Source organism: Escherichia sp. E2661, assembly GCF_004745185.1.
Taxonomy (GTDB): Bacteria; Pseudomonadota; Gammaproteobacteria; order Enterobacterales; family Enterobacteriaceae; genus Escherichia.
The window spans coordinates 1-18,494 of the sequence record NZ_PDIG01000014.1 but is presented as its reverse complement, the minus strand read 5'-3'; the positions used below and the strand labels follow the sequence as shown (position 1 = coordinate 18,494).

At 50.3% G+C, this 18,494-nt stretch carries 18 protein-coding genes and 5 pseudogenes; 10 read left to right on the top strand and 13 right to left on the bottom strand.

Annotated features, from left to right (window positions below; all coding sequences use genetic code 11):
* The first annotated feature begins 37 nt into the window (after nucleotides 1-37).
* The 3 genes from cybC to CRI63_RS07235 all read left to right on the top strand — a co-directional run bounded on the left by cybC (nucleotide 38) and on the right by CRI63_RS07235 (nucleotide 1,139).
* On the top strand, nucleotides 38-424 hold the full coding sequence (cybC, locus tag CRI63_RS07250; RefSeq protein ID WP_130206066.1) for a cytochrome b562: 387 nt from the start codon (nucleotides 38-40) through the stop codon (nucleotides 422-424).
* A 192-nt stretch (nucleotides 425-616) separates the two neighbouring features.
* A complete protein-coding gene (locus tag CRI63_RS07240; protein WP_000212715.1) occupies nucleotides 617-859 on the top strand; it encodes a type II toxin-antitoxin system RelB/DinJ family antitoxin in 243 nt (80 codons plus the stop codon).
* On the top strand, nucleotides 849-1,139 hold the full coding sequence (locus tag CRI63_RS07235) for a type II toxin-antitoxin system RelE/ParE family toxin (RefSeq protein ID WP_135519023.1): 291 nt from the start codon (nucleotides 849-851) through the stop codon (nucleotides 1,137-1,139). Before CRI63_RS07240 ends, CRI63_RS07235 begins: the two co-directional genes overlap by 11 nt.
* Here the strand turns inward: CRI63_RS07235 and nrdG are convergent, their stop codons facing one another.
* The 4 genes and pseudogenes from nrdG to treR all read right to left on the bottom strand — a co-directional run bounded on the left by nrdG (nucleotide 1,140) and on the right by treR (nucleotide 5,358).
* A complete protein-coding gene (gene nrdG / locus CRI63_RS07230; RefSeq protein WP_064530204.1) occupies nucleotides 1,140-1,604 on the bottom strand; it encodes an anaerobic ribonucleoside-triphosphate reductase-activating protein in 465 nt (154 codons plus the stop codon).
* Nucleotides 1,605-1,708: 104 nt separating this feature from the next.
* Nucleotides 1,709-3,848, bottom strand: a pseudogene (gene nrdD / locus CRI63_RS07225) (anaerobic ribonucleoside-triphosphate reductase).
* 393 nt (nucleotides 3,849-4,241) lie between these two features.
* Nucleotides 4,242-4,337 (bottom strand): annotated as a pseudogene (locus tag CRI63_RS24305) (hypothetical protein); the annotation flags it as partial.
* Nucleotides 4,338-4,383: 46 nt separating this feature from the next.
* The gene (treR, locus tag CRI63_RS07220) at nucleotides 4,384-5,358 is read right to left on the bottom strand and encodes a trehalose operon repressor TreR (RefSeq protein WP_276606367.1); all 975 of its coding nucleotides are present in this window, start codon (nucleotides 5,356-5,358) and stop codon (nucleotides 4,384-4,386) included.
* Nucleotides 5,359-5,515: 157 nt separating this feature from the next.
* Here treR and mgtL point away from each other — a divergent pair, with 157 nt between their 5' ends.
* The 3 genes from mgtL (at nucleotide 5,516) to mgtA (CRI63_RS24295) (ending at nucleotide 8,409) form a co-directional block, all read left to right on the top strand.
* Nucleotides 5,516-5,569, top strand: a complete 54-nt coding sequence (gene mgtL, locus CRI63_RS07215) for a mgtA regulatory leader peptide MgtL (protein ID WP_135519182.1) — start codon at nucleotides 5,516-5,518, stop codon at nucleotides 5,567-5,569.
* 142 nt (nucleotides 5,570-5,711) lie between these two features.
* A complete protein-coding gene (gene mgtA / locus CRI63_RS24300; RefSeq protein ID WP_240782730.1) occupies nucleotides 5,712-7,034 on the top strand; it encodes a magnesium-translocating P-type ATPase in 1,323 nt (440 codons plus the stop codon).
* The gene (mgtA, locus tag CRI63_RS24295) at nucleotides 6,988-8,409 is read left to right on the top strand and encodes a magnesium-translocating P-type ATPase (RefSeq protein ID WP_240782729.1); all 1,422 of its coding nucleotides are present in this window, start codon (nucleotides 6,988-6,990) and stop codon (nucleotides 8,407-8,409) included. Before mgtA (CRI63_RS24300) ends, mgtA (CRI63_RS24295) begins: the two co-directional genes overlap by 47 nt.
* Nucleotides 8,410-8,614: 205 nt before the next feature.
* On the opposite strand, the gene CRI63_RS07205 is transcribed toward mgtA (CRI63_RS24295), so the two are convergent.
* The 4 genes from CRI63_RS07205 to pyrL all read right to left on the bottom strand — a co-directional run bounded on the left by CRI63_RS07205 (nucleotide 8,615) and on the right by pyrL (nucleotide 10,621).
* Complete coding sequence (locus CRI63_RS07205) at nucleotides 8,615-9,001, bottom strand: enamine/imine deaminase (RefSeq protein WP_000047542.1); 387 nt, start codon at nucleotides 8,999-9,001, stop codon at nucleotides 8,615-8,617.
* 72 nt (nucleotides 9,002-9,073) lie between these two features.
* Complete coding sequence (gene pyrI / locus CRI63_RS07200; protein WP_097748119.1) at nucleotides 9,074-9,535, bottom strand: aspartate carbamoyltransferase regulatory subunit; 462 nt, start codon at nucleotides 9,533-9,535, stop codon at nucleotides 9,074-9,076.
* 12 nt (nucleotides 9,536-9,547) lie between these two features.
* Nucleotides 9,548-10,483, bottom strand: a complete 936-nt coding sequence (gene pyrB / locus CRI63_RS07195) for an aspartate carbamoyltransferase (RefSeq protein WP_000013052.1) — start codon at nucleotides 10,481-10,483, stop codon at nucleotides 9,548-9,550.
* Between the two features lie 3 nt (nucleotides 10,484-10,486).
* Entirely contained in the window at nucleotides 10,487-10,621 is a 135-nt protein-coding gene (gene pyrL, locus CRI63_RS07190; RefSeq protein WP_032341226.1) for a pyr operon leader peptide, read from the bottom strand.
* Here pyrL and CRI63_RS24290 point away from each other — a divergent pair.
* Nucleotides 10,601-10,684 (top strand): annotated as a pseudogene (locus CRI63_RS24290) (hypothetical protein); the annotation flags it as partial. The gene pyrL and the pseudogene CRI63_RS24290 sit on opposite strands and share 21 nt — an antisense overlap.
* A 197-nt stretch (nucleotides 10,685-10,881) precedes the next feature.
* Complete coding sequence (gene tabA / locus CRI63_RS07180; protein WP_130216649.1) at nucleotides 10,882-11,334, top strand: toxin-antitoxin biofilm protein TabA; 453 nt, start codon at nucleotides 10,882-10,884, stop codon at nucleotides 11,332-11,334.
* Between the two features lie 46 nt (nucleotides 11,335-11,380).
* Here tabA and argF read toward each other — a convergent pair.
* Nucleotides 11,381-12,386: pseudogene (argF, locus tag CRI63_RS07175) on the bottom strand (ornithine carbamoyltransferase).
* A 161-nt stretch (nucleotides 12,387-12,547) separates the two neighbouring features.
* Here argF and rraB point away from each other — a divergent pair.
* A complete protein-coding gene (rraB, locus tag CRI63_RS07170) occupies nucleotides 12,548-12,964 on the top strand; it encodes a ribonuclease E inhibitor RraB (RefSeq protein WP_000002947.1) in 417 nt (138 codons plus the stop codon).
* A 45-nt stretch (nucleotides 12,965-13,009) separates the two neighbouring features.
* On the opposite strand, the gene CRI63_RS07165 is transcribed toward rraB, so the two are convergent.
* A complete protein-coding gene (locus CRI63_RS07165; protein ID WP_135408771.1) occupies nucleotides 13,010-13,513 on the bottom strand; it encodes a GNAT family N-acetyltransferase in 504 nt (167 codons plus the stop codon).
* Between the two features lie 192 nt (nucleotides 13,514-13,705).
* Between CRI63_RS07165 and CRI63_RS07160 the strand changes: the two genes are divergently transcribed.
* On the top strand, nucleotides 13,706-14,893 hold the full coding sequence (locus CRI63_RS07160; protein ID WP_135519017.1) for a DUF898 family protein: 1,188 nt from the start codon (nucleotides 13,706-13,708) through the stop codon (nucleotides 14,891-14,893).
* Between the two features lie 49 nt (nucleotides 14,894-14,942).
* On the opposite strand, the pseudogene valS reads toward CRI63_RS07160, so the two are convergent.
* The 3 genes and pseudogenes from valS to CRI63_RS24090 all read right to left on the bottom strand — a co-directional run.
* Nucleotides 14,943-17,797: pseudogene (gene valS / locus CRI63_RS07155) on the bottom strand (valine--tRNA ligase).
* Nucleotides 17,797-18,240, bottom strand: a complete 444-nt coding sequence (gene holC / locus CRI63_RS07150; RefSeq protein WP_000786399.1) for a DNA polymerase III subunit chi — start codon at nucleotides 18,238-18,240, stop codon at nucleotides 17,797-17,799. Before holC ends, valS begins: the two are co-directional and overlap by 1 nt.
* A gap of 23 nt (nucleotides 18,241-18,263) precedes the next feature.
* Nucleotides 18,264-18,494, bottom strand: a 231-nt coding sequence (locus CRI63_RS24090) for a hypothetical protein (protein WP_205713400.1), incomplete at its 5' end; no start/stop codon positions are given.

Below are 18,494 nucleotides of genomic sequence, written 5' to 3'. Positions count from 1 at the left end.
GTGAAGGATGAAGTGTAAATAAAAAAGGAAGTGAGCAATGCGTAAAAGCCTGTTAGCTATTCTTGCAGTCTCCTCGTTGGTATTCAGTTCGGTGTCGTTTGCCGCTGAGCTGGAAGACAATATGGAAACCCTCAACGACAATTTAAAAGTGGTCGAAAAAGCGGATAACGCGGCGCAAGTCAAAGACGCGTTAACCAAAATGCGTGCCGCGGCGCTGGATGCGCAAAAAGCAACGCCGCCGAAGCTGGAAGGAAAATCGCCAGACAGCCCGGAAATGAAAGACTTCCGCCACGGTTTCGACATTCTGGTTGGCCAGATTGACGACGCGCTGAAGCTGGCTAATGAAGGTAAAGTAAAAGAAGCGCAGGCCGCCGCAGAGCAACTGAAAACGACCCGCAATTCATATCACAAGAAGTATCGTTAATTCCTCATTGGGCGGTGAAACGTCGCCGCCCAATGCTCTCCTCTCCCTTCGTAAAATCACCACCAAATCTCTCTTCACTACGGCATATTTCTGCGTGTCGCCGCCATTTTTGCGAGGCGTTTTTCCAGAAATGAATGTAATGCATATGTAATGCTATAATGCATTACAATTTTCATAATTACCGGAGGCATAATGGCCACACTTAACGTCCGTCTGGATGACAAATTGAAAAATGAGGCTTATGCGGTGCTGGAAAAATTAAATATCACGCCTACCGAAGCCGTACGGCTGCTGTTTCAGTACGTTGCGGAAAATGGGCGAATGCCGGTAAAAACGCTCACTGTCAGTGATAGTGAAGAAGCCTTGTTACGCACTGTCAGGGAACGACTGGCCAACCCACAAGAGGCCATTAAGGTCCGACTGGATGAACTATGAGCTGGCCTTTGATCCGCGAGCGCTGAAAGAGTGGCAAAAACTGGGCGTGACAGTCCGGGAACAATTTAAAAAAAAGCTTGAGGATGTGCTGAAAAGACCGCGCAATCCATCGGCTAAACTGCGGGATTTACCGGACAGCTACAAAATTAAGCTTCGCACTCTGGGATATCGCCTGGTTTATCAGGTTAACGATAAAGAGTTGCTCGTGTTGGTGATAGCTATTGGTGAGAGAGAGAACTCAGCCGTTTATGAAGATGCGGATAAACGGCTGGAAGAGTGATTAACGCAAATGGTGTACCACCTGGTTGCTGCTGCCGCGCCAGATCAGGGAAGGGTCTTTTAAATCCTGCATAAATTTGCCATCAACCAGCACGTTGATCAAATCAACAACCTGCATTTGTGCAGCGTTGAGTTCGTCGAGTTTATACCCTGTCCACACCCAGATGTCTTTACCCGGACATTCGGCACGGATGCGTTGTACCAGTTTCAGAATATCCGGCACGTTTTGCGGATGCAGCGGATCGCCACCGGAGAGGGAAATGCCCTGGCGTTTGATGCGAGTGTCGTTCAGATCGTTGATGATCTGGTCTTCCATTTCTTTGGTAAATGGCTGACCGGAATTTACCCGCCAGGTGCTTTTGTTATAGCAACCGGGGCATTCATGAACACACCCGGAGACAAACAGGGTGCAACGAGTGCCGGGGCCGTTGACGATGTCGACAGGATAGTATTGATGGAAGTTCATATTTCGCCTGGCTTATCAGTCCGCGTTTACGCCGCATCCGGCAATCAATGCCTGATGCGACGCTTTCACATCACATCCGGCATTTGCTTAACGCAGCGTGGAGATCAACCGATCTGCCCATTTCCTAAATGTTTAACGCGGCGCTTAACTTCTTCCTGCTTGCCAGCGTTAAACGGACGCGCATCCGGACTACCTAAATATCCGCACACGCGGCGAGTTACCGACACACGGGAGGTGTCATGGTTACCACATTTCGGACAAGTGAAGCCTTTGCTGGTGCACTCAAACTCGCCGGTAAAGCCACATTCGTAGCATTCATCGATCGGCGTGTTGGTGCCGTAATACGGCACATGCTGATAGCTGTAATCCCAGACATCTTCCAGCGCCTTCAGGTTGTGCTGAATGTTTGGATACTCGCCGTAGCAAATGAAACCACCGTTCGCCAGCGGCGGGTAAGGCGCTTCAAAGTCGATCTTGTCGTACGGGTTCACCTTCTTCTCCACATCAAGGTGGAAACTGTTGGTGTAGTAACCTTTATCGGTCACGCCCGGCACCACGCCAAACTCGGCGGTATCGAGACGGCAGAAGCGGTCGCACAGGTTCTCACTCGGCGTACTGTAGAGACTGAAACCGTAGCCGGTTTCTTCTTTCCACTGATCCACCGCCTGACGCAGACGTTCAACAATCGCAATACCTTTCGCACGCAGCTGCTCGTTGTCGTAAACATGCTCGCCGCCGAACAGCGCGTTAATGGTTTCGTGGATACCGATGTAACCCAGCGAGATAGACGCTCGACCATTTTTGAAGATTTCAGACACGTCATCGTCTGCATTCAGACGTACGCCGCAGGCACCTTCCATATAGAGGATCGGCGCTACGCGCGCTTTCACGCCTTCCAGGCGGGCGATACGGGTCATCAGTGCCTTACGCGCCAGCACCAGACGTTCATCCAGCAGCTTCCAGAAGGTGGCTTCATCGCCTTTCGCTTCCAGAGCAATGCGCGGCAGGTTCAGGCTGATCACGCCGAGGTTGTTACGACCATCGTGGATCTGCTCACCGTTTTCGTCTTCCCACACGCCGAGGAAGCTGCGGCAGCCCATCGGAGTTTTAAACGAACCGGTGACTTTCACTACCTGATCGTAGTTCAGGATATCCGGATACATGCGCTTGCTCGCGCACTCCAGCGCCAGCTGTTTGATGTCGTAGTTCGGATCGCCCACTTTATGGTTCAGGCCATCGCGAATTGCGAACACCAGTTTCGGGAACACGGCGGTTTTACGGTTTTTACCCAGGCCCGCGATACGGTTACGCAGGATAGATTCCTGAATCAGGCGCGATTCCCAGCTGGTACCCAGACCAAAGCCAAAGGTCACAAACGGCGTCTGACCGTTGGCGGTGTGCAGGGTATTTACTTCATATTCCAGCGACTGGAATGCGTCGTAGCACTCTTTGATGGTACGAGAGTTAGCGTAACCGTCGACGTCAGGAATGCTCCACTCTTCCGCAGTTTTACGGTGTTTGTTGTAGCTGGCGGTGACAAACGGCGCCAGAACTTCGTCGATACGGTTAATGGTGGTGCCACCATAAATATGGCTGGCGACCTGAGCAATAATTTGCGCAGTTACTGCGGTAGCTGTAGAGATCGACTTCGGTGGTTCAATCTCGGCATTCCCCATCTTAAAGCCTTGCGTCAGCATGCCTTTCAGGTCGATCAACATGCAGTTGAACATTGGGAAGAACGGCGAGTAATCGAGATCGTGGTAGTGGATATCACCACGTTCATGTGCCTGCACCACGTCACGCGGCAGCAGGTGCTGACGTGCATAGTGTTTAGCAACAATCCCGGCCAGCAGGTCACGCTGGGTCGGAATGACTTTACTGTCTTTATTCGCGTTTTCATTGAGCAGCGAGGAATTAGTCTGCTCGACCAGACCACGGATCTCCTGGTTCAGACGACCGCGTTTTTTCACGTTCAATGTCGCGATCGTGACGGTACTCAATATATGCACGGGCCAGTTGTTTGTACGGGCCAGACATCAGTTGGTTTTCAACAGCGGTCTGGATTTCGTTGATATCTACCTGGTTACGCCCCTGCATTTGCTCGCTGACGATAGCGGCAACAGTGGCACAATAATCTGCATCATCGACTTCCGCTGCTTTAGCTGCACGCAGAATAGCTTCTTTGATGCGCTCTGATTTAAACGGCACTTTGCAGCCGTCTCGTTTCATCACATGCGGTGTCATGATCGCTCCATATTTTTAAGAACAGGTTATCCACAGAAAGTTGGGAAGTGCGCCCCGGTTTATTCAGCTCTTGTTACGGGGATTTACTGCAATCCCAATTCGCTTTATCCACAATTGTGTCGGCTTCGTTGACGTGTATCTTGTTGCAAGTTTAGACGATGGATACAACATATTGGGTTGAGATGCATTTTAAAGTCTATATATAGTGCTTTGCATTAAGGATGTTTGCGTTTTTTTTGATTTAGCTCAAAGTAAAAAGCAGAGAGTACGGATGGCGGGCGCTAGAGCGATGTGTAAATTTTTTGATGATTTTCTGGTTATAAAATCAACAAAAACAATATACTACCCGGTAAGTCCCCGGAAATACTCGCTTTAGCATGGTCTGGAGAAGGATTATCTCTGAAACCACCAGACAGCCTCAAAAGACCGTAATGTCGTGGCGCAGAGTTGCGGTGAGGCTTCTTCAAAGCTATACATCAGAAGCTGCCAGTAGTGTTCTGAACACTCTTTGGATAAATCTGGTAGAAGGTAACTCTCAGAAAAGGGCTGCTGGAATGACGATTTGTTGAGGTTCGCTGCGTCCGGTTACCTGGTCGATCAACTGGCTGGCAGCCTGACGTCCGGCTTCGGCGTAGCCTGGATCAACGGTGACGATCTCCGGATGGAGAAACTTCATTAACGGCGTATTACCAACGCTCGCCAGTTGCAGGGTGTCGATGTGTTGCTCTTGCAGGTACTTACATGCCCCGAGCGCCAGCGTGTCGGTTGCGCACAGCAACGCAGTGGTTTCTGGCGTAATCACTTTTGCCACGTTCTCGTAACCTTGCTTCATGGCCAGGCCGGGCAGGGCGGCGACGGGACGTAGTTTATGTGCTTTGCAGAATGCCAGATAAGCCTCATGACGCCGCTTACCAGTGGTAATGTCGCTGTGCGGTACGCCAAGATAACTAATATTGCGATGCCCCCGATCGTAGAGGCATTGCATCAGAATCTTAATCGCCCCTTCGTCGTCATAACAGACCGAAGCAAAACCTTTTGCGTCATGCGCCAGCAGTACCAGAGATGATTGCCAGTGAGCTAACATTTCTTCCGTTATGCCGGTAAAACCGAACAGCACCACTCCGTCAATATTGCGACGTTTCAGAACGCCTAAATGTTCAGTAACCAGCTGTGGCGAAAACTGGCTTTCCATCATGATCGGATCGTAACCCTGTTCATAGAATGCCGGCAGCATCGTCTGAACGGCGAGATTTTCTGATAACGAATCCAGACGGGTGACGATAATAGCAACCACTTTATCGCTTTGCCCACGCATAGCACGCGCGGATCGGGAAGGGGAAAATCTATGCTGATTCATCACTGCTTCCACGCGCTCGCGCGTGTGCTGACTCACGCCACTTTCGTTATTCAGCACTCGGGAAACCGTGGATTTCCCCACGCCGCTTAAACGAGCAATGTCTTTGATGGTCAGCCGATTTTGCATCCTGTTGTCCCGTAATTTGCGTTTAATTATTTGAGCCTAACTTTACCCACGCATTCAGCAATGGGTAAAGTCTGGTTTATCGTTGGTTTAGTTGCTTGCAGATATTATATCGGCATAAATGCTACGAATATTATTGGATTCTCCTTATTATTTGCGGCGCTTTTTTTCACTTACCGGAGGTTATATGGAACCTGATCCCACGCCTCTCCCTCGACGGAGATTAAAACTTTTCTGGTAAGCCTGTCTTTTCACGGCATTACCGGATGTGTAAGGCCGTGACGTTTTAACGTCCCAGCTCATGTTTATTACCTTCAGGTAAGGCTTTGCGACGCCTGAAGATATTTTCTGCACCATGCTTACAGGGTGCGGAGGGACTTCCTATGTTTAAAGAAATTTTTACCCGGCTCATTCGCCATTTACCTTCTCGTCTGGTCCATCGCGATCCGTTGCCTGGCGCGCAACAGACAACGAATATTCCGATCCCGCCTTCCTTAAGCGCGCATTGCCTGAAAATGGCGGTGATGCCAGAAAAGGAATTATGGAAAACCTTCGGCACGCATCCAGAAGGGTTAAATCAGGCGGAAGTGGAATTAGCCCGCGAACAACACGGTGAAAATAAACTACCCGCGCAACAACCGTCGCCGTGGTGGGTACATTTGTGGGTCTGTTATCGCAACCCTTTTAATATTTTGCTCACGATCCTCGGCGGCATTTCTTACGCCACGGAAGATTTATTTGCCGCGGGCGTTATTGCGTTAATGGTCGCTATTTCTACGTTGCTGAACTTTATTCAGGAAGCGCGCTCCACCAAAGCAGCAGATGCTCTGAAAGCGATGGTCAGTAATACCGCGACGGTGCTGCGCGTAATTAACGACAAAGGCGAAAATGGCTGGCTGGAGATCCCGATCGACCAGCTGGTGCCTGGCGATATTATTAAATTGGCGGCGGGGGATATGATCCCGGCAGATTTACGTATTTTGCAGGCGCGGGATCTGTTCGTCGCTCAGGCGTCATTAACCGGTGAGTCTCTGCCCGTGGAAAAAGCCGCAACCACTCGCCAGCCAGAGCACAGCAATCCGCTGGAGTGCGATACCCTGTGTTTTATGGGCACCACCGTGGTGAGCGGTACGGCACAAGCAATGGTGATTGCCACAGGTGCCAACACCTGGTTTGGTCAACTGGCGGGGCGTGTCAGCGAGCAGGAAAGCGAGCCGAATGCGTTTCAGCAAGGGATCAGCCGCGTCAGTATGCTGCTGATTCGCTTTATGCTGGTGATGGCGCCCGTAGTGCTGTTGATCAACGGTTACACCAAAGGCGACTGGTGGGAAGCGGCGCTATTCGCGCTTTCGGTAGCGGTAGGCTTAACGCCGGAAATGTTGCCGATGATTGTCACCTCGACGCTGGCGCGTGGTGCGGTAAAACTGTCGAAACAGAAAGTGATCGTCAAACATCTGGATGCGATTCAGAACTTTGGTGCAATGGATATTCTGTGCACTGATAAAACAGGCACCCTGACGCAAGATAAAATTGTGCTGGAGAATCATACCGATATCTCCGGTAAAACCAGTGAGCGCGTGCTGCATAGCGCGTGGTTGAACAGTCATTACCAGACCGGACTTAAAAACCTGCTTGATACAGCGGTGCTCGAAGGTACGGATGAAGAGTCAGCGCGCTCGCTGGCCAGTCGTTGGCAAAAAAATTGATGAGATTCCGTTTGATTTTGAGCGTCGCCGGATGTCGGTGGTAGTGGCAGAAAATGCCGAATACCATCAACTGGTGTGCAAAGGCGCATTGCAGGAAATCCTCAATGTGTGTTCGCAGGTGCGTCACAATGGCGCTATTGTTCCGCTCGATGACACCATGCTGCGTAAGATTAAGCGGGTAACCGATACGCTGAATCGTCAGGGGCTGCGCGTGGTTGCGGTGGCGACGAAATACCTGCCAGCACGTGAAGGAGATTACCAGCGGGCGGATGAATCCGACCTGATCCTCGAAGGATATATTGCTTTCCTTGATCCGCCAAAAGAGACAACCGCTCCGGCACTGAAGGCATTAAAAGCGAGTGGAATTACCGTCAAAATCCTTACTGGCGACAGTGAATTAGTGGCGGCGAAAGTGTGCCATGAAGTGGGACTAGATGCGGGAGAGGTGGTAATTGGTAGTGATATTGAAACGCTATCTGACGACGAACTGGCAAATCTCGCGCAGCGTACCACGTTGTTTGCCCGCCTGACGCCGATGCATAAGGAACGCATCGTGACCTTACTGAAGCGCGAAGGGCATGTGGTTGGCTTTATGGGCGATGGTATTAATGATGCGCCCGCCTTACGTGCTGCGGATATCGGTATTTCTGTGGACGGGGCGGTAGATATTGCCCGTGAAGCGGCTGATATCATTCTGCTGGAAAAAAGCCTGATGGTACTGGAAGAGGGGGTTATTGAAGGACGCCGAACTTTTGCCAACATGCTGAAATACATCAAAATGACGGCAAGTTCTAACTTCGGTAATGTGTTCAGCGTGCTGGTGGCGAGTGCTTTCTTGCCCTTCCTGCCGATGTTGCCATTGCACTTACTGATCCAGAACTTACTGTACGATGTATCGCAGGTAGCGATCCCGTTTGATAACGTTGATGACGAGCAAATTCAAAAGCCGCAGCGTTGGAATCCGGCGGATCTGGGGCGTTTTATGATCTTCTTCGGACCGATCAGCTCGATCTTCGATATTCTGACGTTTTGCCTGATGTGGTGGGTATTTCATGCGAATACGCCGGAAACGCAAACGCTGTTCCAGTCGGGCTGGTTTGTGGTGGGATTACTGTCGCAAACGCTGATTGTGCATATGATCCGCACCCGCCGTGTGCCGTTTATTCAGAGTTGTGCGTCGTGGCCATTAATGGCGATGACCGCGATCGTGATAGTCGTGGGGATCGCGTTGCCGTTTTCACCGCTGGCCAGTTATCTGCAATTGCAGGCGCTGCCGTTAAGTTACTTCCCGTGGCTGATTGCGATTCTGGCAGGGTATATGGTGTTAACGCAGTTGGTTAAAGGGATTTATAGTCGTCGTTACGGCTGGCAGTAAAGAATTAACTGGGCATGGTGGCCCGGATTCAGATTGCAGACAAAGTGAGCTTTGTTCATGCCGGATGCGGCGTAAACGCCTTATCCGGCCTACAAATTCAATAAATTGCAGGAATCACGTAGGCCTGATAAGCGTAGCGCATCAGGCGATTTTGCTTTTGTCATCAGACTTAATCCGGGCATGATAGCCCGGATTTCCCTCAAGATTAGCGACGAACAGCGATCGCTTCGATCTCAATCTTCACGTCTTTCGGCAGACGTGCAACTTCAACGCAAGAACGTGCCGGGAAGGTGGCATTGTGCTCGGTGAAGAACGCTTCGTAAGTGGCGTTTACGGTTGCGAAGTCGTTCAAATCTTTCACAAATACAGTGGTTTTAACGATATCGCCCACTTTCAGACCTGCCGCTTCCACGATCGCTTTTACGTTATCCAGCGACTGACGCGCCTGTGCAGCGACGTCTGCCGGTACTTCGCCCGTTTTCGGGTTTACCGGGATCTGACCGGAAGTGATGATCATACTGCCCAGATCAACGCCCTGAACATACGGACCGATAGCTGCGGGTGCATTTTCCGTCGCGATAGTTTTGCTCATGATTTCTCCTTTATTACAGCGGTAAAAAGTCTGGCTCATTATAGGGAGCCTGACATTTATTACCAACCGCAATTAATTGGCCAGCACCACATTATGCGAAAACTCTTTTTCACAATATTTGCATTTGAGCGCAATATCATTGGCGCGTTTTCTCACGGCAAAGCTGGAAGAAACCGGTTCTGCATGGCTGATACAGTTGCTGTTCGGGCAGACCAGCACATTATCAATACGTTCCGGCAGGCTGGGGCGTGATTTGCCGACCACTTCATAGTTGTCGATACGGTTTACCGTGGCCTGCGGCGCATACAGTGCCAGTTGGTCTACTTGATCTTCATTTAAAAAGGTATTTTCGATTTTGATCAGATCCTTGCGGCCCATCTCGCCGGAAGGTAGGTTCAGACCGATGGTGATGCGCTGATCGGTTTCGGTTAACTTGAACAAGCTCAACAGCTTAAAACCGATCTGGGCGGGGATATGGTCAATTACCGTGCCGCGTTTAATAGCTTCAACCTGCAATTTATTATCGTGTGTCATCTCTATTTCCCCTTACAGTACCAGATCGCGATTCAGAACCAGTGCCAGTAACGCCTGGCGAGCGAAAATCCCATTGCCTGCTTGCTGGAAGTACCAGGCGTGCGGCGTTTTATCGACATCCGTCGCAATTTCATCAATACGCGGCAGCGGATGCAGCACTTTCATATTGGCTTTGGCGTTGTGGAGATCGCTGGCGCGCAGGACAAACTGCGCTTTTACGTTGGCGTATTCGGACGGGTCCAGACGCTCTTTTTGCACGCGAGTCATATACAGAATGTCCACTTCCGCCATCACTTCTTCAATGGAACTATGCAGACTCCAGGCGATACCTTTTTCATCGAGCATATCCAGAATGTACTGCGGCATTGCCAGCGCATCCGGGGCGATGAAGTAAAAACGGTTGCCGTCGAACTTCGCCAGCGCCTGGGTCAGGGAGTGAACGGTGCGACCATATTTCAGGTCGCCGACCATTGCGACGCGAAGATTGTCAAGACGTCCCTGAGTTTCCTGAATGGTGAACAGATCCAGCAAGGTTTGCGTCGGATGTTGGTTGGAGCCATCACCGGCATTCAGTACCGGTACATTGCCGGAAAATTCGGTTGCCAGGCGTGCCGCACCTTCCTGTGGATGGCGCATCACAATCGCATCGACGTAAGTGCTGATAACCGAGATGGTATCAGCCAGCGTTTCACCTTTTTTTCCCAGTGAGGTGTTTGCGCTGTCAGAGAATCCCACCACACTAGCGCCCAGGCGGTGCATCGAGGTTTCGAAAGAGAGGCGAGTGCGGGTTGATGCTTCGAAGAAGCAACTGGCAATCACTTTATGTTTCAACAGTTCTGGTTGCGGGTTCGCTTTCAGTTTCGCCGCTGTCGCCAGCACCAGATTAAGGTCATCGCGACTAAGGTCGTTTATGGAAATGATATGTTTCTGATATAGCGGATTAGCCATCTTTTATCTCCTGACGCCTGGGCAAAAAAAAGCCCCTCGATTGAGGGGCTGGGAATAGGTGAACAACGGGAAGAAAAACGGCAGGCCAGCGTCTTTTTTCAGACGCGGTAAGACAAAATGTCGAACACACTGAACCATACATCCTCCCGGCAAATTGTCCGGCATTATACTCAGCCAGAAAGTGGGATCAAGCGATTGATGCAAAAAATTACGCAGGTAAACGATTGTAGTGAATTTATATGCTTTAAAATTGAGTTTTTAACAATGCTTGTTTTTGTGGTAAGCGGGCAGGAAAACATGCTTTGGCGCAATCGGACAGCAAAAAATGCTGGTATGGCAGTAAGGAATTACGTATAACGAGAGAAATGAAACATTGTTTTAATTGAGGAATGAAAAAGATGATCATCGGAAATATTCATAATCTCCAGCCGTGGTTGCCAGAAGAGTTACGCCAGGCCATTGAACATATCAAAATGCACGTTACGGCAGAAACGCCAAAAGGTAAGCATGATATCGAAGGCAACCGTCTGTTTTATCTTATCTCTGAAGATATGACTGAGCCGTATGAAGCGCGTCGCGCGGAGTATCATGCCCGCTATCTCGACATCCAGATTGTGTTAAAAGGGCAGGAAGGAATGACTTTTAGCACACAGCCTGCGGGTACGCCGGATACTGACTGGTTAGCTGATAAAGACATCGCCTTTTTGCCTGAAGGTATTGAAGAGAAAACAGTTATCCTTAATGAAGGCGATTTTGTTGTGTTTTATCCGGGTGAAGTGCACAAACCGCTGTGCGCAGTGGGTGAGCCTGCTCAGGTTCGCAAAGCGGTTGTTAAGATGCTGATGGCTTAAGCGAGTACCTGCCGGTGGCGACGTGAAGCCGCCTCCGGTACTGAAATTATTTGGCAAGCGTAGCGACCATTACCGCTTTGATAGTATGCATACGGTTTTCCGCCTGATCAAAAACAATGCTGGCAGGAGATTCGAAAACCTCGTCCGTTACTTCCATCCCACCATGCAGGCCAAATTCTTCAGCCATCTTTTTGCCAAGCGTTGTTTGGTCATCATGAAACGCGGGCAGGCAGTGGAGGAATTTGACCTCCGGGTTACCAGTTAACTGCATCATCTTACTATTCACCTGATAACCACGCAGCAATGCAATCCTTTCAGCCCATTTCTCTTTTGCTTCACCCATCGACACCCATACATCGGTATAGATAAAGTCAGCACCTTTAACGCCAGTCGCGACATCTTCTGTCAGGGTAATATTCCCGCCATTTTGTTGTGCCAGGGCGCGGCATTCCATAACCAGCGAAGATTCCGGCCAGCATGCCTGTGGCGCCACCAGACGCAAATCCAGACCGGTCAGCGCCGCAGCTTCGAGCATCGAATTGCCCATGTTATTGCGGGCATCTCCGGCATAGACCAGCGTCATCTCATTAAACGCTTTACCCGGTAAATGTTCTTGCATGGTCAGCAGATCTGCCAGCAGTTGCGTGGGGTGGAACTCATTGGTCAGCCCATTCCATACCGGGACGCCAGCGTATTCCGCCAGTGTTTCGACAATCTCCTGACCATAGCCACGATACTGAATACCGTCATACATGCGGCCAAGCACGCGGGCGGTATCTTTAATTGACTCTTTATGGCCAATCTGGCTGCCGCTTGGGCCGAGATAAGTGACGCGAGCGCCCTGGTCATATGCGGCAACTTCGAAAGAGCATCGGGTACGAGTCGAGTCTTTTTCGAAGATGAGCGCGATGTTTTTACCAGTGAGTCTGGCTTCTTCTTTACCGCTTTTTTTTATCTGCTTTTAGTTTAGCGGCTAGCTGGAGCAAGGTGTTGAGTTCAGCTGGCGTGAAATCAAGTAATTTCAGGAAATGCTTATGATAAAACCCGGACATAGATCCCTCCTGTGGCTTACGCCGTAATGAATTAAAATTCAATTTATATGTATGAATATTCATTTGCAAGCCTAAAGCATAAAACTTTCTCACAAAGGTGGAGGCAATGTCAGTGGTGTGTGACAATAAGAGTATCAGCAGGACATTAAGAGGAATAAGTCATGGCAAACCCGGAACAACTCGAAGAACAGCGTGAAGAAACACGTTTGATTATTGAAGAATTACTGGAAGATGGCAGCGATCCGGACGCGCTGTACACCATCGAACATCACCTTTCCGCAGACGATCTGGAAACCCTGGAAAAAGCAGCGGTTGAAGCGTTTAAACTCGGCTACGAAGTGACCGATCCGGAAGAGCTGGAAGTGGAAGATGGCGATATCGTAATTTGCTGTGACATCCTCAGCGAATGCGCGTTGAATGCCGATCTGATCGATGCCCAGGTTGAGCAATTGATGAACCTGGCAGAGAAATTCGACGTTGAATACGACGGTTGGGGGACTTATTTTGAAGATCCTAACGGCGAAGATGGCGACGATGAAGATTATGTCGACGAAGACGATGACGGTGTTCGCCATTAATTAATTGATTAAAATGCCCGATAGCACACACTAGCGGGCATTTTTTTAGAGTTCGCGCAACATCCGCACTTCACAATCAACATGGCCCGTGCAGCCAAGTGCATAGTCGATATGTTGAAAACCTAAATGTTCATACAAACCAATCGCTTCTTTCAAAAAAGCAGTCGTTTCCAGATAGCAGCGTTTGAAGCCCATTTCTCGTGCCTGCTCCATCGCCATTAAGGCCAGTTTTTTCGCCAGCCCTTTGCCGCGAATGGCGGGAAGAAAATACATTTTCTGCAGTTCGCAAATGTCCGATTCACTACCTGCTAATGGCGCAATCCCGCCGCCGCCCACCACTTCGCCATTGTGTTCAACTACCCAATAGGCATGACCGGGCTGACTATACACTTGATACAATTCGTCGAGATTGGGATCGGCGACGGTATAGCCTTTATCAGCGGTAAGACCGTACTCTGCGGACACCTGGCGGATGACGCTGGCAATAGCAGCATTATCGGCGGCGGTAAGTTTGCGCAAACGGAGCGCGGGCGAAACGACAACATTCATAGCATAGCTCAATTTCAAATGTATGATTTATAGCTCCCTTTAATACCACCCTCGCTTATGTGGTGCAAGAAGAAGATAAATCAGAAAATATTAAGCATATATCGCTTAGATAAAGCGTATTCTAGATGGTCCAGTATTAATTGACTGGAATTATTATCTATATGAATGGAATTTATTTTAGGGATATAGTTCATGAATGGTGTAAACGTAGGGAAAGATAATCCTCGTCACGCATTTGTTTTTACAGGCAAGGGTGGTGAGTATTTTCTTATTTGTCTTGTGAATTTTTTACTGACAATTATTACTCTGGGAATATATGGGCCGTGGGCATTAGTGAAATGCCGTCGTTATATTTATCAACATGTGACACTCAAGGGGCAACCATTTAGTTATAAGGGAACAGGTGGTGCCATTTTTGTTAGCATGTTACTTATTATGATCGTTTATTTTTTCAGTATTTCTTGTTTTGCAGGCCAACACTTTGTTCTTGCTTTTCTCCTGTTTGCTCTCTTGATCTGCGGTATTCCTTGCATGGCAGTGAAGAGTCTGCAGTATCAGGCGAACATGACCTCACTGAATGGTATTCGCTTTGGCTTTAACTGCTCAATGCTTCGTGCATGGTGGGTTATGTTAGGTCTGCCTGTTCTGTTGGCATTAGCTTTTTGGCTCGTACTGTACCTTATTGCGCAAGTGACGACATCGATAGGTGGGTTATTCTTTAACTTAGTGGTCTTAAGTTTGCTTTCCGTCATCGGACTGGGTGTTATCAACGGTATTACCTATAGCAAGTGGATGCCATTACTGGGTAATAACGCGACTTTTGGTGTCCATCAATTTTCCATTAAGGTCAACGTAAAAGAATGCATTAAAGGTTGTATGCTCGCAATATTAACCATGGTTCCTTTCATCATTGTGATTGGTATTATGATTGCGCCAGTATTTCAGCAGTTAATGATGATGACCATGTTGGGTAGGTCTGATGCGGGCAGGGAGCTAGTATTGCAATATTACCCGCAGATTACGGCTTCTTATTTCCTGTATTTTGTCGCGATTCTTGTTTTTGCCAGTTATCTCTATGTCACGTTACGCAATCTGTTTTTGAATAACCTGACGCTGGCAAATGGCACTATTCGTTTTCATTCATCTGTTACCGCGATCGGTATGCTTCTGCGCATGTTGGCGGTATTAATGGGGGCCTCAATTACGTGTGGTCTGGCTTATCCCTGGCTGAAAATGTGGATGGTTAGCTGGATTGCTAACAATACCCATGTCCAGGGCGACCTTGATTCGCTGGAGTTAACCAATGATGACAAACCGCAGGATAGCGGTCCGTTAATGTGGATATCTCGCGGTATTATGCCGTATGTTCCGTTTATCTAAATAAAAAGGCCGGAGCATGCTCCGGCCTTCGTTTTCTTCACTGTGTTGATTACAGCGCGGCGATAACAGCCTGCTGTTCAATCAGCTTCGCTTTCGCTTCCGCATAACCTTCCAGCTTCTCACGCTCTTTCGCGATGACCGCTTCCGGTGCGCGCGCTACAAAGCCTTCGTTCGCCAGCTTGTTCTCGATGCGGCTGATTTCACCTTCAATCTTCGCCACTTCTTTCGCCAGACGCGCCAGCTCATCGTCTTTGTTAATGAGGCCAGCCATCGGGATCAGCAGCTCTGCACCGTCGACGATCTTGGTAACGGAAACCGGACCTTTGTCATCGGCTGGCAGCACGGTGATGCTTTCCAGACGCGCCAGCGTTTGCAGGAAACCACGGTTTTCATTTACGCGACGTTCTGCATCCGCGCTGCAACCACGCAGCAGCAGCTCCAGCGGTTTGCCCGGGGCGATGTTCATTTCTGCACGGATGTTACGTACCGCAACGATCGCCTGCTTCAGCCACTCGGTGTCGGCCAGTGCGGCTTCATCGACCTGAGATGCATCGTACTGCGGGAACGGCTGCAGCATGATGGTGTCGGCAGTGATGCCGCAAAGTACTTTCACACGCTGCCAGATGGTTTCGGTGATGAACGGAATGATCGGATGCGCCAGGCGCAGCAGACCTTCCAGCACGGTCACCAGCGTATGGCGAGTACCACGCAGTTCGGCTTCGGTGCCACCGTTCATTACCGGCTTGGTCAGCTCCAGATACCAGTCGCAGAACTGGTTCCAGGTGAATTCATACAGAATGCCTGCGGCGATATCGAAGCGGAAGCTGTCCAGCGCTTCGCGGTACGCTTTGATGGTCCGGTTGAACTCAGCCAGAATCCAGCGATCCGCCAGCGACAGCGTCATTTCGCCGCCGTTGAAGCCGCAATCCTGACCTTCCGTGTTCATCAGCACAAAGCGGCTGGCGTTCCACAGCTTGTTACAGAAGTTACGGTAGCCTTCCAGACGCTTCATATCCCAGTTGATGTCACGACCAGTAGAAGCCAGCGCCGCCAGGGTGAAGCGCAGCGCGTCAGTACCGTGCGGCTCAATGCCGTTCGGGAACTGCTTCTCGGTGCGCTTACGGATTTGTCCGCCAACTGCGGCTGCATCATATTGCCGGTACGTTTTTCCAGCAGTTCTGGCAGCGAAATACCGTCAACCATATCCAGCGGGTCGATAACGTTACCCTTGGATTTAGACATCTTCTGGCCTTCGTCATCACGAATCAGACCGGTCATGTAAACGGTGTGGAACGGCACCTGCGGTTTGCCATTTTCATCTTTGATGAAGTGCATGGTCATCATGATCATGCGGGCAATCCAGAAGAAGATGATGTCGAAACCAGATACCATCACGCTGGTTGGGTGGAACTGACGCAGGGCGTCGGTGTTTTCCGGCCAGCCAAGGGTAGAGAAGGTCCACAGCGCAGAAGAGAACCAGGTGTCGAGAACGTCTTCGTCCTGACGCAAGGCAACGTCGGCACCGAGGTTATTTTCCTTGCGCACTTCTTCTTCGTTGCGGCCAACATAAACGTTACCTGCTTCGTCGTACCATGCAGGGATACGGTGACCCCACCACAGCTGACGAGAGATACACCAGTCCTGAATATCGCGCATCCAGGAGAAGTACATGTTTTCATACTGCTTCGGTACGAACTGAATGTCGCCGTTCTCAACCGCTTCAACCGCCGGCTTCGCCAGGACATCGGCACGCACGTACCACTGGTCGGTCAGCATCGGTTCGATGACCACGCCACCACGGTCGCCATAAGGAACGGTCAGGTCGTGTGGTTTAATTTCTTCCAGCAGGCCGAGCGCGTCAACCGCAGCAACGACGGCTTTACGTGCAGCAAAACGCTCCAGTTTCTGGAATTCTGCGGGGATCTCGCTGGAATAAACGTCAGATTCGTTACCTTTGGTATCGAACACCTGGGCGCTTTCACGGATATCGCCGTCAAAGGTCAGGATGTTGATCATCGGCAGGGCGTGACGTTTACCGACTTCATAGTCGTTAAAATCGTGTGCCGGGGTGATCTTCACGCAGCCGGTGCCTTTTTCCATGTCGGCGTGTTCGTCGCCAACGATCGGAATACGACGGTTAACCAGCGGCAGAATGACATATTTGCCAATCAGATCTTTGTAACGCGGATCTTCCGGGTTAACGGCTACGCCGGTATCGCCCAGCAGGGTTTCCGGACGGGTAGTCGCGACCACCAGATAATCTTTACCGTCTGCGGTTTTCGCACCATCAGCCAGCGGATAGCGGATGTGCCACATCGAACCTTTCGATTCGCGGTTTTCCACTTCCAGGTCAGAAATAGCGGTACGCAGTTTCGGGTCCCAGTTTACCAGACGCTTGCCACGGTAAATCAGGTCTTCTTTATACAGACGAACGAAAACTTCTTTCACCGCATTGGACAGGCCTTCGTCCATGGTGAAGCGTTCGCGCTCCCAGTCGACGGAGTTGCCGAGACGGCGCATCTGACGGGTAATGGTGCCGCCGGATTCCGCTTTCCATTCCCAGATTTTGTCGATGAAAGCTTCGCGGCCGTAATCGTGACGGGTTTTACCTTCTTCTGCGGCAATCTTGCGCTCAACGACCATCTGGGTAGCGATCCCGGCGTGGTCAGTACCGACCTGCCACAGGGTGTTTTTGCCCTGCATGCGCTGATAGCGGATCATGGTATCCATGATGGTTTGCTGGAAGGCGTGACCCATATGCAAACTGCCGGTGACGTTCGGCGGCGGGATCATGATGCAGAAACTTTCCTGGCTTTCATCGCCATTAGGCTTAAAGTAGCCCTGCTTTTCCCAGTGCTCGTAAAGCGGCTGTTCGATATCTTGTGGGTTATATGTCTTTTCCATTATTTCCAGGTTGCCGTATTCAGGTTGAAACCAGCCACGCGGTAGGCTTTATAGCGTTCGCGCGCCAGTTGTTTCAGAGAATCTTCATAAGGGACGAAGTCTACCACTTCTGTGAAAGCGGTGGCAAAATCTGCAAAGCTTGTTCGCAGACTAATCAATATATCGCGCGGGCTGCTGCTACGTTTTTGCGGCCAGGCGATCTCCACCGGCGCACCGCCGCGCGGTCCTTCTCCCGCTAAATTATGCGGAACAAAGCTTTCTGCCGGACGCGCCCACAGGGCTTCATCCAGCCGGTAAGCCTGCTTTTCATCTTCACAGGCGATGAGCACGCGCTTACCACTGCGCCAACGTTCTGCGGCAATTTCACACACCAGCTGCTCAACGGCGCTTAAGCCATCGACGGTGGTGTCATTGTCCAGAAGGTAGAACGTTGCGTTTTTCATATATGGGGCTTCTTGTGGTGGATTTAAATATGCATCTGGTAATACACAGCATTGCCTGATGCGACGCTGCTACGTCTTATCAGGCCTGCGAGTTCAGTGCTGTGTAGGTCGGATAAAGCGTTCACGCCGCATCCGATAATAACAGCATTGCCTGATGCGACGCTGCCGCGTCTTATCAGGCCTACGAGTTCGGTGCTGTGTAGGTCGGATAAGGCGTTCATGCCGCATCCTACAATAACAGCATTGCCTGATGC

Coding starts and splice junctions, on each gene's coding strand:
- cybC (WP_130206066.1), top strand. CDS start 38: ATGCGTAAAAGCCTGTTAGCTATTCTTGCAGTCTCCTCGTTGGTATTC.
- CRI63_RS07240 (WP_000212715.1), top strand. CDS start 617: ATGGCCACACTTAACGTCCGTCTGGATGACAAATTGAAAAATGAGGCT.
- CRI63_RS07235 (WP_135519023.1), top strand. CDS start 849: ATGAACTATGAGCTGGCCTTTGATCCGCGAGCGCTGAAAGAGTGGCAA.
- nrdG (WP_064530204.1), bottom strand. CDS start 1,604: ATGAACTTCCATCAATACTATCCTGTCGACATCGTCAACGGCCCCGGC.
- mgtA (WP_240782730.1), top strand. CDS start 5,712: ATGTTTAAAGAAATTTTTACCCGGCTCATTCGCCATTTACCTTCTCGT.
- mgtA (WP_240782729.1), top strand. CDS start 6,988: ATGAAGAGTCAGCGCGCTCGCTGGCCAGTCGTTGGCAAAAAAATTGAT.
- CRI63_RS07205 (WP_000047542.1), bottom strand. CDS start 9,001: ATGAGCAAAACTATCGCGACGGAAAATGCACCCGCAGCTATCGGTCCG.
- pyrI (WP_097748119.1), bottom strand. CDS start 9,535: ATGACACACGATAATAAATTGCAGGTTGAAGCTATTAAACGCGGCACG.
- pyrB (WP_000013052.1), bottom strand. CDS start 10,483: ATGGCTAATCCGCTATATCAGAAACATATCATTTCCATAAACGACCTT.
- pyrL (WP_032341226.1), bottom strand. CDS start 10,621: ATGGTTCAGTGTGTTCGACATTTTGTCTTACCGCGTCTGAAAAAAGAC.
- tabA (WP_130216649.1), top strand. CDS start 10,882: ATGATCATCGGAAATATTCATAATCTCCAGCCGTGGTTGCCAGAAGAG.
- rraB (WP_000002947.1), top strand. CDS start 12,548: ATGGCAAACCCGGAACAACTCGAAGAACAGCGTGAAGAAACACGTTTG.
- CRI63_RS07165 (WP_135408771.1), bottom strand. CDS start 13,513: ATGAATGTTGTCGTTTCGCCCGCGCTCCGTTTGCGCAAACTTACCGCC.
- CRI63_RS07160 (WP_135519017.1), top strand. CDS start 13,706: ATGAATGGTGTAAACGTAGGGAAAGATAATCCTCGTCACGCATTTGTT.
- holC (WP_000786399.1), bottom strand. CDS start 18,240: ATGAAAAACGCAACGTTCTACCTTCTGGACAATGACACCACCGTCGAT.